The following is a 15,704-nucleotide window of genomic DNA, read 5'->3' as shown; positions in this document are numbered from 1 at the left end:
GGGGCATTGTGGTATTATAATAAGTAATTACTTGGCCTTCTTCGTCCTTATCACCTTGTTGAAATTTTACTAGAAATGACTTTTTTGCAGGGATTAATCGAACCACCGCACTGGAGGGGCCACTCATCGCCGGCTAACCCAGTCCATGTATATTATCTGCAATTAGTTTTGCTACTACACCAACACCTATCTTATTTGCGGTATCAATAACCCATTTGCCGCCCTGTTTTAAATACTCTACTACCTTATTGCCATTTTTGTTTCTCGCTTCCGCTTCTGCATTAGCAACAGTGGCAAGTGCAGTAAATTCTTCTGGAGTTTTAGCAGTTAAATGGAGCTCGTCTTTTAGCTTTGATAATTCAGCACTTAGTGCTTCATAGTCAAGATCTGCAGGCACATTATTGTTGATTTGATTGAAGGTGCCTTGTACATTGGAATTATTACCCGTGGTAAAGCCCTGGGAATGGCTGATATTGTTTGTGGTCATAACGTTTAATTTGTCAATGATAGTAAAAACTTGCTGTTTTGTATGAGGTCGGAAATTACTGCTTTCAATTTGCTTCTTTAATATTGCCGATTCGCCAGGACGTAGCTCGTCGAATTTCTCCTGAAAATAACTCAAAAAATTGTTAACTGAAAGCTCCTGGTCTAAATATTTGTTGTCTTTTGAAATAATATCATAGGCATTATAAAGATACCGTTGCAGCCTTTGCGACTCGTCCGAAAAAGGTGTAACATGTAATACTTCCTTATAAATGGCTTCCAAAACCTTGCTAATGCACGAGTATTCTGAATGCAATCTTAATATGGAAATGCGCAGCGCTCTGTTGAGGTCAATTAATCCGGAAACTGTCTTTCTTTCATGTAACCAAACCCGGAAAGTAGTGTTGAACACCTGGTACCAGCTTCCTCTTAAACTGAAGGGGAAAGCAGGTTTTGCACCCTCCACTCGATTAAACCTAATCCCTTTTTCTTTTACCCGCTCTCCTGCATCGAGGTACACATATAGTTGCGGCACACAGGCTAGTACCGTCTCAGGATCCACCCCCGCTATTTTATCTTTACGCGTGGTATTCCGAATGTAATGCTGCTTAAGTTGTTCTTGCAATTTGTTTATGGGAACGCTCGCCAGGTGCGTGTCCTTAATCCTGACCTCTAATGACATGAGCGAGGAGAACACCTCGTTCAAACTCAGAGGATCGTCATAAACATCCGTTACGGTAAATACGAATTCGTATTTCGAAAGCACTCGCCCCTGGGAAGCATAGAAATGTTTCCCGACATTCTTAATCTTAATATTATCATCATCTAAAGAGGAAAACCGGATAGACCGCTTTATTTCACAAATACGGTCTTCACCGATCCAGTTATTCATCCCCATCTTGCGTCTTTGAATAATTGTCCCGGCGCCTCTGTAAAATTCGGTAAACGGTTCAGGTAGTGGCCATACCGGTTTTGAAAGCAACATACTTTGTTGCTCCTCCGTAAAGCTACGCAAGTCGGTGAATGTGTATTGAAGAAACAGTACCATAAAAAAAACCCACCGTGTCTAACACAAATGGGCCGAAACTTTGCATCCGCTGCTTTCGCAGGTATCAAGGTTTTGATACGAAATATCAAAAACGGTCCTATGATAGCTTCATTCCCTTTGGGTGATGCATATTAGCTCCAATCCATGGGATGACACGATGCATAATTGTTCTCAAATCGAATGCAGGTTAGGTCCTTTGCCACCCGCTAACCTAAATTACCGAATTAGTATTGACTTACCAAAAAACAGTTAACATTTAGGCATAGAAATGAGCAGCGTTAGCTACTTGATCACTTCATCCATCTTCTTAAATACCTCATCCACTACTCTCTTATTCTCCTCCGCAACATGCTTCCACGGCACCGGGCGGGTATGAATAATATCCAGCTCGTACCCGTATTCTTTTCCTAGCGTTTCTATATACTTTTTTACTTTACCCGTAGGCCTGCAGGTGCATAGTACAATATCATATCTTTTAGAAATAGAATAATCGAGCGCTATCCGTAAACGCTCTGTAAGCCCCACTCCTACGCTGATTAAGTAAATGGGAGTGCCTTTGTACTTGATCTCTTTAATGATCTCTGCTGGCCGGTGGCCGCGCATTAGCGGCCGGGTTCCTGTAATCTGTTGGTAAATGAGTCGTACACAGTCTGATTTTCCGGTGTTCTCGTATCCGGATAAATAAATAATCTTCTTCAAAACGAATGGTCAGGTTGGTTAGTCAATAGCCCTTCTTGTGAGGCGATATTTTACCAGTCTCCCTTTTTATAAAAAAGTACTCAACTACCGTGGTACATTTTTTCCTTCTTCGCGTTATACGTGGTTGCAGCCAAATTTTATGACCGTTAACAAGGGATTAACGCTTTATAAAAAATCAGCTTTCTATCTTTATCCCGGCAAAAATCGATTCACATACTCTCTATTAAAATCCACGAACAGCTATGATGTAGCATCCCCTCAACCTTATCGTTTCCCCGCTTTTCCCCGTAACCATCGTTTCCATAACGAGTAAAATGCAGTTTGCAGATGAAGCAGTTTTACTGTTTAGGGCTGTTGCTTGCCCTAACCCTTACCCTCTATGCCCGGCAGGATAGCCTTGTCGCGTTACCCGCTGGCTATCTTAAAGAAGTAAAGGCCAAAACCGATCGTTTACAGCAGCAGGTTAACCGCTGTACAGAGAAGGCAATTACAGCTCAAATTAAGCTGGAAGAAAAGCTGCATAAGCAGTACAGCAGGGTAAACCCCGCTGCTGCGGAAAGCCTTTTTAAATCATCGCTCGATAGCCTGCAACAGCTGAAAGAGCGCCTTCGAAGTAAGGTCGCTAAGCCTTTGTCTGAACTGGGTTTTGCTTCTCCTTACATGGATTCATTAAAGACTACACTGAACTTTTTAAACGATAGTAAGCTGGCAGCACTGAAAGACAATAAGGCCGTGAACGAGGCGCTGGAAAAAATGAACGGACTGGAAGATAGGTTAGGCCAGGCCGGCTCGGTGCAGGATTTTCTTACTGAAAGAAAACAGTTACTGAACACGGAGTTGGCGAAGTATACACAATTGGCCGGCAGCCTGAAGCACCTGAATAAGGATACGTATTATTATACAAAGCAGCTACAGGAGTATAAGGAAGCGTTTAAGGATAAAAAGAAGGCGGAGGCGAAGGCCATGGAGCTGTTGAATAAAGTGCCTGCTTATAAGGATTTTCTGGCGAAGCATTCACAACTGGCCGGGTTGTTTAACCTGAAGCTAACGGATGGCAAACGCAGTGTGGAGGGCTTGCAAACGCGTTCGGTAGTGGAGGCTACCATACAGGAAAAAGTGGGTACGAGCCCACAGGCGAAACAGGCGGTAAGCGAGGCGATGGACAAGGCTTCGCAGAAGTTTGACGAATTGAAGAAGCGGTTTCCGTCGTTGAATAACGCAGGTGAAATGCCGGATTTTAAACCCAATAACATGAAGACGAAAAAGCTGGCAGACCGGCTGGAATGGGGCGGTAATCTTCAGTTTAAACGTAATTCTACCTTCCTGCCTACGACTACCAACATGGCGTTGCAGTTGGCGTATAAGTTTAATGAGAAGACTTCCGCAGGGGTTGGACTATCGTATGCACTGGGCATGGGGTCCGACCTGGATCATATTAAATTATCGCATCAGGGCCTGGGCCTCCGCAGCTTTTTTGAGATGAAGGTGAAGGCCTCCTTCTTTGCGGTGGCTGGCGGTGAGGCGAATTATCTGTCGCATATTCGGCAGGTGGGTGAGTTAACCTCTTTTCAGAAGTGGCAGCCTTCGGCGCTGGTGGGCGCTGAGCTGAAACATACCATCAAAGGCAAGTGGAAGGGGGGCTTGCAGGTGTTGTATGATGTTATAGCTCACACGCAAGCGCCCCGGCAAAGCCCCTGGCAGTTCCGGTTTATTTATACAAAATCTAAATAGTTCTAATAAAGCAAATCAACCTTTTCCTAAACCAATTTTTATGAAACGTATTGTAGCATGTTGCATGGTGCTGCTGGTATCCCTTACCCTGAAGGCACAGCTTTATACCGATGTTGTTAACTATAAAGCGACCGGCACCCCTGTTTATGGGGTAAAAATTAAAACCAATTTCCCTTTTGTCAATGGCTCTCAAATGCCCAGCATTCACTTCCAGGGCTATTCCTATGGCTCGTCTGAACCCATTGATCTTACACTGGTGTATTATGTGTGGGACAATACCTTTATTCATCAGTGCCTCAGCAGCGCCGGTGCCTATACCCCACCTATGAAGCTGGCGAATGAAAATGGCAAGGTGTCCATTTTTATTGACAGCAAAAGTTATTTCCAACGATTTAATGTGCATGTAGATGCAGGCGGCCTGGCTGGCGAGAATGCATCGAACCTCGCGGGGTGGACCGCCGTGGATTCTAACCTGATCTCCTCCGCTTCGGCCGTTACCCAGGTGGCCTATGTGAACCGCTTTAGCGGTACGGTGTATCTGCCGAATGGTAAGGTAGATAGCGCTTCTACGCGCATTGAAAGCGATGGCGATGCCGTGTCGTATGCGAATATGATGTTAGGGGTAAAAACCACCACTTCGCTGGGCACTACGGCGCCGATGCTGTATAATTTATCCTTACGCAAGGATGGTTTGTTTTCTGGCAATACCACCGCCCCTACGCTGGAACTCTATGCCCTTAGAAAGAATGGAACCTTTATAGCGCCTTTTCTGGTAATGCCGGATGGTACGGTGGTGCTGGCAGGCGCGCAGAACGCGGTGAACGGGAACGTGGGCATTGGCGTGAGAGACACTAAGGGGTATAAGCTGGCCGTAGGTGGTAATATGATCGCTGAAAAAGTAGTGGTGAAACTACAGGCAAGCTGGCCCGATTATGTGTTTGCCCCTCACTATAAGCTACCTACGCTGAAGGAGCTGGAAGCGTACCTGGAACGGGAGAAGCATTTACCGGGCTTTGCTTCGGCAAAGGAGGTGGAGGAGAATGGAGTGGATCTGGCCGCTACGGCGAAGGCACTTACAAAACAGGTGGAGGAGCTTACCCTTTATATCATACAGCAGCAGAAGGAACTGGAGACATTGAAGGAGCTGGTGAAGAAGTCAGCTTGTAATTAATTAATGGAGGGTTTCTTATTTATCACTGCAAATGTTTGTTATGAAGTGGTTTTCTTTATCGCTTGCGCTGCTGGTAGCGCCGGTAGTGGCCTGTTTTGCACAGAGTAATTCTCCTAATCCGGCGGTTATACCTAAAAGTTTTTCTGCGGGACCGAACGAGGCTTCGCTGGATAAGTTTACGGAGTATGAGGTGGATTTTTCGAAGGGATTGGCGGAGGTAGGTATTCCGCTGCATACTATTAAAATGGACGATGGTGAAATTCCTATTGCATTCGGTTATCATGGTGCAGGTATTAAGGTAACGGAAGTGCCAGGGTATTTGGGCGCCGGATGGTCGTTGAGCGTGGGCGGTAGTCTCACCAGATCGATCATGGGCGGCAGGGCCGATGAGGCAAGCACTGGCTATATGAGAGATACAGTACGCACGGCTATTAATAAGCTGGTGGATGCCGACCTGTATTATTTGAACCAGGTGGCTACCGGCGAGGTGGATGCGCAGCCGGATGTTTTTTCGGTGAATGTACCGGGTGCGGCAGTGAAGTTTGTAATGCCCTGGAATAATGGGTATAAGCCGGTGACAATACCAAGAAGTGCTGTTGCGGTGGATAAGTCGTTTGACCCGGTATCGGGTAAGCTGTTTTTCACAGTGACTACTCCGGCAGGCGTACGATATATTTTTGGCGAGAATTACCGGGAGGTGACTACCTCCAATAATGGTGGCGTTGAGTCGATGGCGACATCGGCCTGGAAGCTGGAAAAGGTGATCTCTGCCAATAGCAGGGATACGGTGTTTTTTAAATACCATGCCCAGAGCAGTATTGCCATTCAGGATGTGAATGAGGTATGGGGTATCGACGATAGCAGAACGCTGGTATCGCCGGATAATGATGTGCCGTCTGGCAGTATCTATCCAAACAATTCGCAGGTGTTCCTGAATGCTTCTTCGTATTCGTCTTCTACCCTGGAATACCTGATTGATACGATTGCTTATAAAAACAGGCGGCTGGTATTTGAAGAAGCCGCGCAGGGACGTAAGGATTTTGGAAGCACCTGGCCTTCTAAGCCCTTTAAGAGCATGAAGGTGTATGCGCTTAATTATGCTACGGGCGCGTATGAGCTAACGGAAACAGTGGAGGGTTACCTGAGTTATTTTATGACGGGCACCGATACGTTAACACGTAGACTGCGGCTGGATTCTGTAAGGTTTCTGGACGCGAATAGTGTAGTAGTGAAGATGTATAAGATGCAGTACGACAACCAGGGCCTGCCCCGCAGGGATTCGAAGGCGAGGGATCTGTTGGGCTATTTTAATGGTAAGAATAATAGTACGCTGATACCAAGAATGACCCTGAATTATATCACCGGTGTAGGCGGCACAGGAAGCCCGATCACCATAGGCAGCGATATAGCGAATGGTCGTGATCCTGATTCGGTGAAAAGCCAGGCTTGTGTGTTGAAACGATTATATCTGCCTACTGGCGGGTATAATGAATATGAGTATGAGCAGAACCGGTATCTGGAGGATGATAGTATTATACTGGCCGGAGGCTTGCGCATTAAGAATATTAAAGGCTATGACCCGCTGGGGAACACGCGCCTGACGCGGTTTTATAAGTATGGTGAGGGAGAGAATGGCGCGGGTAAGAAGAACTTTGTGTTGCAGGATTTTAATTTTGTTACAGCGCAAACGCATAATTACTGGCATTCGTTTTCGGGCGGCATCATGTTGATGTTGACAAAGCGACGCCGTACCGTAGGCGCTTCACCGAACGTGGACCTGGTGCCCTGGGATGCAGCGCCGGTTATTTATAGCACGGTGACGGAGTATAGGGATAGCCTGGGATTGGGAGGTAAAACGGTGATGCGGTATACGGATCAAACCGATGTCACGTCTACTGCTTCGTATGCGAAGCCGTTCCGCAATAGCTATTTCTATCGACGCGGGCAATTGGCCAGCAAGGAGGTGTACCGGAGAACGGGTAGCGCTTATGTGCTTAAGAGTTCGCAGCAGTATAATTATCAGGCGTTTTCGGATACGCTGTACCAGTTCGCCGGATTGGTGGCTATTCGTAATTCGGTAAATGAGGGCGAATTGAATGGAGGGGTGATCCTCCCCAGCAGTGCTACGAACCCTTCGGATGAAATGTATATACAGCATAGCTGGTATGCGATCAATTCAGGAGATAACGCAGTAACGAGTGTGGTTACGCGCGAGTATGATGACAATGATCCTTCTCGCTTTTTTACTACGGTTACAAAGTATGAGTATGATAATGTAAGGCATCTGAAGCCTAACAGAACCACCACGCTGAATAGTAATGGCGATTCTTCCCTGGTGGCGTTTAAGTTTCCGGCGGATTATGTAACTACCGGCAGCACCACCGGCAACGGTGTGCTGGATGGTATGCTGAGCAGGAACATGCAGTCTTTCCCAATTGAGGTTACAGAGTATAAAATTACGAAAGGCAGCACCGCCAGAAAGTGTTATGGCAGTGTGCTGAACCTTTATAAGAGCGTGAATAACGGTAAGGATCTGGTGCCGGATGTAATTAAGCGCCTGGCGCTGGATTCTCCGGTGGTGAATTTTACGCCTTCTTCTATTGCCGCAGGCAGTATTCAGTTTGACAGCCGGTATAAGAATGTGGAGAGCTTCCCGGTGTATAGTGCTACCGGAAAGGTAGCGCAGCATGCGCCTAAAACAGATCCTCCGACTGTATTTATGTTTGATTATAGCGATGAAAGCCTGGTAGCAGTGGTGCAGAATGCGGCGCCTTCTGAGGTGGCGTATACTTCTTTTGAAACGCCTGTTAAAGGGAATTTTAGCTTTTCGGGTGCCACTACGGTGGACGCCTCGGCCCCAACGGGTAAGAAGGCGTATAACCTCTCTGGCGGTGGCATTACATTCCCCGCGCTCGTGAGTTCTAAAACCTATACGGTGTCTTACTGGACGAAGAATACGGTACCCTATTCTATTGCCGGCACAGTAAGCGGGTATCCGGTAAAGGGTAAGTCGTATGGTAGCTGGACGTATTATGAGCATAGAATACAGGGTGTTACAGGCGCTACGCTCACGGGCGCGGGATGGATCGATGAACTGCGATTGTATCCGTCGGCGGGCAGGATGGTGACCTGCGCTTATACGCCCTTTGGCGCTGTGGCGGCTAAGGCGGATGAAGCAGGTAACCTGATGTTTTACGAGTATGATGCTATGAGCCGGTTGAAGACGGTAAGGGAGTTTGAGCATATCGTTAAAACAGTCGATTATAATTATAAGAAGTAACCCCTGTAAATATTGAGTCATGAGATTTTTGAGACTTTTTCTTCTTGGTTTATTGGTGCTGGTGCCGCACCTGGCGGCATGGGCCCAGTCGTATAGCATTCAGGGGCCGTCTTGTGTTTTACCGGGACAGGCAGTGACGTTTAGCATTAATGGCTCCTGGAGCATTGGAGATAGTTTTTCGTGGTGTGTGAACGGCGGTACGATCTCGGGTGTTAGCACAAGTTGTAAGAATGGCCAGAACGTGTCGAATATTACCGTGATCTATTCGAACAATGCCGGCTCTACACAAATAAGTATGAGTAAAAATGGCGGTACTACGGTGTATTTTTCGCCGGTGGTGCTGAGCGATAATCAGATCAATGTAGGCGCTACGCAGAATATAGTGAGTGGTACGGTGCCAGATCCGCTTACCTCTGTTACCGCCATTCCTGGCTGTGAGGGGTATACGTTTCAGTGGCAGCAGAATCCGTATACGTTTAATGCCTTGTCAGACGACTGGACAGACATCGATGGTGCTACGAGCGCCACGCTTACGTTACCGGCAATGACACAAACGATGAACTATAGACGTGTGGTGTTTGCAGGTGGCTTTTCGGTAACGTCTACCGGCATCACGGTGAACGTGGTTCCGTCGCTAACGGGTGGTACCATAACCAACCCGGTAAGCCAGCCGGTGATCTATAATACCAATCCGGGTACCATTAACTCTGCCACGGATGCTTCCGGCGGCTGGAACGGCAGTTATGCGTATCAGTGGCAAAAAAGCACAGATGGTACGAATTATTCGGATATCTCCGGACAAACGGGCCTTTCCCTGAACCCCGGAGCGCTTACAGCGTCTACCTATTTTAAAAGGATGGTTAAGAGAGGCACGGAAACAGCGTTTTCGAATGTGGTGTTGATCAGCGTGTATCCGCAGTTTGTGATTGGCAGTATTGCCAGCCCGGTAGGCAGCGCGGTGAATTATAATACGTCTGTCCCGCAGATCAATGGCCCTACCCGCAGCGGTGGTGGCTGTTCGGGAAGTTATTCTTTCAAATGGCAGTCTTCCACGAATGGTACTACGTTTAGTGATATTGCGGGGGCAACGGCGTTGAACTTTACACCCGGACCGCTTACGGCTTCTACCTATTACCGGGTGGTGGTGTTCTGTGGATCGGAAAGCAGAACATCGAACAGCATTTATATTCAGGTATATCCTCAGTTAGTGGCTGGCACGCTTTCACCCGCCAGCCAGAGTATTGATTATAATACAGTGCCCACTGCTATTACCGGCACGGCAGCTACAGGCGGCAACGGCACGTACAGTTATGCCTGGCAGTCTTCGCCGGATAATATAACCTTTTCAACCATCAGCGGAGCTACGGGCGTAAATTATACGCCTCCTGCGCTTACGGCTACCACACATTATCGCAGGTCTGTTACCTGCAATGGAGTAACGGTGTATGCGCCTAAAGTGACGGTAACAGTAGATCCTCCCCTCACCTCGGGCGGTACGATTACACCGGCTACTGTTACGGTAAATTACAATACCAGTCCCGGACAGCTTTCGGGTACGGTGCCTTCTGGCGGTGGACCATTGTATGACTATAAGTGGCAGTTTTCAACGGATAATGTTAGCTGGAGCTACATCAGCGGGGCTACGGCCCAAAATTATACGCCACCTGCGTTAACCAGTAAGCGGTATTACCGCAGAGAGGCGATCAGCAATGGAACCTCTATATGGAGCAATACGGCGACGGTGTTTGTGTATGCGGCGTTACAAGCCGGTAGTATATCTCCTGCCAGCGCAACGATAAATAACAACGCGGTGGCACCACAGCTAACGGCGAATCCTACGGGCGGTAGTGGTGTGTATACCTATCAATGGCAGTCGTCGGATAACAACAGCACCTGGACAAGCATTTCCGGGGCTACAGACGATCAGTTGAATCCGGGAATGCTTACCGAAACGGCTTATTACAGGGTGATTGTTACCAGCAACGGAGTTTCGGCTACTGCTGCAAGTGTAGCGGTGAATGTATTGCCGGAGTTCTCCGCAGGCGCCATTAGCCCCGCCCTGAAGAGCATTAACTACAATACAGCCGCCGGCTCGTTTACGGTGAGCCCTTCGGGCGGTAACGGCACGTATAGTTATGTTTGGCAATATACGGAGGACGATGGTTATTGGTACACCATCAGTGGGGCTACGTCAGCAACATACACCGCGGGTACTTTAACGAAGGACAGGTCTTTCCGGGTGATCGTTACGAGCAATGGCGTTTCACAAACAAGCATAAGTGCTACCGTAAAGGTGTATCCCCAACTGGTGATCGGAACGGTGAGTCCGGCTGTTCAAACGGTTTCGGTGAACGGCGAGGCGCAAAGCTTGCGGTTGTCTACCGTGTCAGGTGGAAATGGCGTGAACAGCTTTACCTGGCAGCAATCGGCGAACGGCTCTTCATGGGCAGACATAGCCAATACGGATAACCAGAATTATCAGCCTGCTGCGGGAACAACGAATCAGTATTACAGGGTGAAGGTAACGAGCAACGGAGTATCAGTGTTCTCCAATCCAGCCCTGGTGCAGGTGCAATTGCTCGGTGGCATTATTGGCGTATCGGCATCGCCCGTGGCGCCAGGTGGCAGCGCCAGCATTACGAATGTGGCGGGTGCTTCTAATGGAGCTTGCGCCGGTGGGTATGCCTATGAATTTCAGAAGTCGACCGATGAAATGAATTGGGATGTGCTGCCTTCGGCCAGCCTTACGGGCCTTACCGGCACGGCTTTTTATAGAAGAAAGGTTACCTGTGGAGCGGAAGTTACTTATTCCAATACAGTATGCATTCGCGTGGAAGGTGCGCAAACTATTATTCCGGATACGTCTACGATGGTATCGGTTACGGAGCCAGTAGCAACAATGAAGGCATACGGATCGGGCGCTTCGGCCACGAACATGAATTATATCCGTACCAGAACGGTGCGTAAGTCTGGCGTTACTACAGAAACGGCGGCCGATGCGCTAACGAATGTACAGGATGTACGCGAGAGCACAGAGTATATGGATGGTTTCGGACGTACGCTGCAGGTGGTGGATAAGAAGGCGACGAATGCAGGCAAGGATTGGGTGAAAACGACCTTCTATGATGACTTGGGCCGGGAAGCGGTGAGCTTTTTACCCTATCCGGATAATGCTTCGGATGGCAATTTTAAACTAAGCCCTGGCAGTGTGCAGACAGCCTTTTATAATACCTTCTATGAGAATAAGGAAAACTTTTACTATTCGAGGAAGGTGTTCGACAATGCCCCGGATGATGAGGTAAATGAAACGCGTAAGCCGGGTAAGTCCTGGGAAGGAAATGCCCGTGGCAACAGAACGCTTTCACGCACGAACAGATTGAGCGAGGGCGTGCGGGTTTGGAGAATCGGCTATAGCGAGTCGGACCTGCCGGTAAGTACCGCGGTGTATCCGGCCGGTAGTTTGATGGTAACGGAAACGACGGATGAGTCGAATACCAAAACGGTAACGTATAAGGATGAACAGGGTCAGGTAGTGCTGGAGAAGGTGCAGTTTGGAGCTAAGATCGGCGAAACACATGATGACTGGCTGTGTACCTATTATGTACGGGACGATTTTGGTCGCCAGCGCGTGGTGATTACACCGAAGGCGGTAAATGCGATTAAGAGCAATTGGGTGATGACCTCTGCGATTTTTACGGAGCTGTGTTTTGGTAGTTTTTATGATAAATATGGCCTGGCGGTGGTGAACCGCATGCCCGGTGCCGTGAATGAAATGGTGTACGATGGCCGGGAGCGACTGGTATTGGAGCGGAACGGAAATGATAAGCAGCGCGGCTATTGGCGGCTGGTAGGCTTTGATGCCCTGAACCGGGTGGTAATGAACGGCCAGTACTTCTCTCCTTCTTCCAGACTGGTACTGCAGGATAGTCTGTTAACCTACGGCGTAGCGTCGAAAACGGTTACTCACAGCTATCCGGAAGTCAACCTGGTGATGGAACAGTATGGCGGGGCTGCTTTGTATGAGGCAACTACCAGCATTACTTTGCTGCCGGGCTTTAATACGAATACGTCGGCCGTTACGCTGGAAATAGACCCGGCGGCGGCGGGTGATACAGAGGTGGTAACGCTGAATAGTTTCCTTACAGCCGTGAATCCCGCTTCTCTCAAGGTAAATAAGTATTTTTATTACGATGATTATACGTTCGCCGGTGCTTTGCCTGCTGTTCCGTCGTTGTTGGGTAAGGCGAAGGTGTATAGCAATGATAACCCGGATGTTCCTGCTGCTTTTAGCACCATAAACACCGGTTTGTCTACGGGCGTTAAAGTAAGGATTTTGGGCACCGATCAGTGGCTGGTAAGTACCGCGTATTTTGACCATAGGAACAGGAATGCCCAAATAGTAAGAAATAACAGCAGTGGTGGCATTTCCACTACAACTTCGCTGTATAACTTTTCTGGGGAGCTGCTCAGCAGGTATGTTGCACACATGAACGCAGCGGCAGCCACTACTCCTACTACCTTATTGTACACGTATCATTTCAACCCGGCAGGAAAGATAGATTCTGTTAAGCTTTGCCTGAATGATGACTTTGCCGCACAGCGCACCATTTCGTATAAAACGTATAATGAGCTGGGCAAGGTGAGTAAAAAACGGATCGGCGTAACCGGAACAACCGCCCAACTGGAAACGTTTGATTATAGTTATGGCATGAACGGATTGGAGGGTATTAATAAGAGTTTTGTTAATGGTACGGGCGGTTCGTCGAATTGGTTCGGACAGGTGATTGGTTTTGATAAAGGGTTCAGTGCCCGCCAGTACAGCGGTGAGCTGAGTGGTAGTAGCTGGAAAACGAAAGGATCGGTAGCCCGCGCACTCGGTTTTGGGTATGATCAAATGAGCCGCCTGGTGGAGTCTGACTTTAGTCAGCAGAATGAAGGCAGCACCACCTGGACCAACAGCCCTGTCGATTTTTCGTCTGCCTTTAAGTATGATGACAATACCAATCTTTCTTCTATGGTGCAGTATGGTATGGATGGCGCGGTGAGCAGAAAGGTGGATAGCCTGGAAATGGGCTTTTATGCGAATTCGAATAAGCTGAATTATGTGAAAGATCATAAGAATGTAAGCGGTGGCCAGAACCGGGATGATTTTAATGAGCTGGTAAGTAATACGGCTACCGACTTTACGTATGACCAAAACAGTAACCAGACCAGAGATCGTAACAAAGGGATCGATTCTACCTGGTACAATGTGCTGAACCTGCCGGAAAGAGTGGCCGTGCCTGGAAAGGGTGTTGTTTCGTTCTTGTATGATGCAGATGGTAACAAGCTGAGAAAGCTGGTAGTAGATAGCACCAGCACACCGGTAAAAAGGATAGAAACGGATTATATGGGAGATCTGGTATATACCAATGACACGCTGAGAGAGGTATTTTATGATGAAGGCAGGATAAGAATGGTGTACAAGGAGAACAGACCTCCTAAGTTTAGCTGGGATTATTATATACCGGATAACGCAGGTAATATAAGAATGGTGATTGCCACCGAAAGCGATACGTCTAAGTACGTAGCCACGATGGAACCGGAGTATGCGGAAACGGAGAATTTACTTTTCAGTAATATCGACAATACCCGTGTTCCCAAACCGGTAGGCTATCCTGCGGACGCATCGAATGCCCCTAACAACTTCGTGGCCAAACTGAATGCACAGAATGGACAGAAGATCGGCCCTTCCCTGGTATTGCGTGTAATGGCCGGTGATACGGTACAGGTGGGCGTAAAGGCCTTTTATAAATCGGGCAGCAGCAGTTCCTACACCTCCCCTGTTAACGACCTGGTAACCGCGTTGCTTTCTGCCTTTAGCGGCGTGGGCGTGGTCGACGGTATCCATAAAGGATCAGGCGCGGGAAGCCCGATCAGTACCATGAATGCCGCCTTGTATAACGAAATGAAGAATAACGACCCATCCCAGAACCAGCCGGATAAGCTGAAGGCATTCATGAACTACGCCGGATTTGACGATCAGTTCAATATGTCGGATGATAACACAGGGGTGTTACAGGTACAGAATGCGCCCGATGCGGTGCAGGTATTGAGTACGGGCAAAATGGTGGTGAAGAAAACGGGCTTTATGTATTTCTTCGTATCCAACGAAACCGGACAGGATGTGTACTTCGACCGGCTGGTAGTGGAGCACTATGGCCGCCTGTTGGAAGAAACGCATTATTATCCGTATGGCGGTATCATGGCAGGCATTAGCAGCAAAGCATTGAAAGGCGATGACTATATCGAGAACCGCAAGCTGTTTGGCGGAAAAGAACTGAACGACAAGGAATTTGCCGATGGCGCTGGTCTGAAATTGGCTGATTTCGGTGCCCGCTGGTACAACGCCCTTGCAGGCAACTGGACCACCCTCGACCCTAAAGCCTCGGAAATGCAGGCATTCAGTCCTTACAATTATTGCTTAGGCAACCCGGTTCGCTATATAGATGGAAATGGCAAAAAACCTACCGATATTGTGTATATAGATATATACGGACGGGAAGTGCACAGAATCAAGAGCGATGCGGAGTTCAGAACATTCATTCAATTCTCCTATATGGCAGCAGATCCTGCAAAGTCGAACATAGGCTGGATAGAAGTACCGATGCCTGGCATTATCGCGGAAAAAGGGGGAATGGCTACTACAGACGATAAATATCAGCAATACGACTACCTGATCGCCGCACGTACCGGCTATGTGAACCAGGCAAAGAATGCAGGCGCTTTGCAACTGTATACAGAAGGAGGAAATCCAATACCCAAGTCGGAGCTGGCTCAGATTCCTGATCTTAATCCTACCTTGGTGAAAGCAATGGTAATGGAAGAATCTACCATGGGCGATCGCGGCATAACGGATATTATGCAATCAAACGTCCGCGGCGACTGGAAAACTTCCCATCAGTTAAAACAAGCCTATGGAATAAAAAAGGACGAAGTAATGACCCCTTCCATATCACTCTGGTTAGGCGTTAGAATACTTATGACCAAAGGATTCAAAGGCGGAATAAAAGTAGACAAAGGCGGGAAAAAGACCTACACCTTCCAGGGCTACAAAAAAGCCGTTAAAAATTACAACGGTGGCGGCAACGAGTTCTACACGGAGCAGATAGAGCAGTTGCTGAAGAAGGTGATAGAGGGTAATAAATCAATACCAAAAAAAGCCATAGAGTGGCTTAGCAGGCCTCCACAGTTAAAAATTCCAGAGCAGCAAAAAAACGAACCAATACTTAGATAAAAACATAAATGCACGT

At 47.9% G+C, this 15,704-nt stretch carries 6 protein-coding genes; 4 read left to right on the top strand and 2 right to left on the bottom strand.

Translation table 11 applies throughout. The features are described 5' to 3' along the window. Positions 1-133: 133 nt before the first annotated feature. Together CPIN_RS15855 and CPIN_RS15850 are read right to left on the bottom strand one after the other, a co-directional pair. Positions 134-1,531 carry a hypothetical protein gene (locus tag CPIN_RS15855; protein ID WP_044218854.1) on the bottom strand — a complete coding sequence of 466 codons (1,398 nt, stop codon included), beginning with the start codon at positions 1,529-1,531 and terminating at the stop codon, positions 134-136. Between the two features lie 282 nt (positions 1,532-1,813). Next, positions 1,814-2,134 carry a hypothetical protein gene (locus CPIN_RS15850; RefSeq protein ID WP_012790832.1) on the bottom strand — a complete coding sequence of 107 codons (321 nt, stop codon included), beginning with the start codon at positions 2,132-2,134 and terminating at the stop codon, positions 1,814-1,816. 423 nt (positions 2,135-2,557) lie between these two features. On the opposite strand from CPIN_RS15850, the gene CPIN_RS15845 reads away from it, so the two are divergent. Genes CPIN_RS15845 through CPIN_RS15830 form a run of 4 tightly spaced genes read left to right on the top strand, consistent with a single transcriptional unit; the run spans position 2,558 to position 15,688 of the window. Beyond that, positions 2,558-3,961, top strand: a complete 1,404-nt coding sequence (locus CPIN_RS15845; protein WP_012790831.1) for a hypothetical protein — start codon at positions 2,558-2,560, stop codon at positions 3,959-3,961. A 40-nt stretch (positions 3,962-4,001) separates the two neighbouring features. Continuing rightward, positions 4,002-5,132 (top strand): hypothetical protein, encoded by a 1,131-nt coding sequence (locus CPIN_RS36695; RefSeq protein WP_012790830.1) that lies wholly within the window; start codon positions 4,002-4,004, stop codon positions 5,130-5,132. 40 nt (positions 5,133-5,172) lie between these two features. Continuing rightward, the gene (locus CPIN_RS15835) at positions 5,173-8,412 is read left to right on the top strand and encodes a hypothetical protein (protein ID WP_012790829.1); all 3,240 of its coding nucleotides are present in this window, start codon (positions 5,173-5,175) and stop codon (positions 8,410-8,412) included. Positions 8,413-8,431: 19 nt separating this feature from the next. Further along, positions 8,432-15,688: a DUF8696 domain-containing protein gene (locus tag CPIN_RS15830; protein WP_012790828.1), complete on the top strand. Its 7,257-nt coding sequence runs from the start codon at positions 8,432-8,434 to the stop codon at positions 15,686-15,688. Positions 15,689-15,704: the final 16 nt, after the last annotated feature.

It is taken from the genome of Chitinophaga pinensis DSM 2588, from assembly GCF_000024005.1.
Classification (GTDB): Bacteria; Bacteroidota; Bacteroidia; order Chitinophagales; family Chitinophagaceae; genus Chitinophaga; species Chitinophaga pinensis.
This window is presented reverse-complemented; position numbering and strand designations above follow the sequence as displayed.

Coding starts and splice junctions, on each gene's coding strand:
- CPIN_RS15855 (WP_044218854.1), bottom strand. CDS start 1,531: ATGGTACTGTTTCTTCAATACACATTCACCGACTTGCGTAGCTTTACG.
- CPIN_RS15850 (WP_012790832.1), bottom strand. CDS start 2,134: ATGCGCGGCCACCGGCCAGCAGAGATCATTAAAGAGATCAAGTACAAA.
- CPIN_RS15845 (WP_012790831.1), top strand. CDS start 2,558: ATGAAGCAGTTTTACTGTTTAGGGCTGTTGCTTGCCCTAACCCTTACC.
- CPIN_RS36695 (WP_012790830.1), top strand. CDS start 4,002: ATGAAACGTATTGTAGCATGTTGCATGGTGCTGCTGGTATCCCTTACC.
- CPIN_RS15835 (WP_012790829.1), top strand. CDS start 5,173: ATGAAGTGGTTTTCTTTATCGCTTGCGCTGCTGGTAGCGCCGGTAGTG.
- CPIN_RS15830 (WP_012790828.1), top strand. CDS start 8,432: ATGAGATTTTTGAGACTTTTTCTTCTTGGTTTATTGGTGCTGGTGCCG.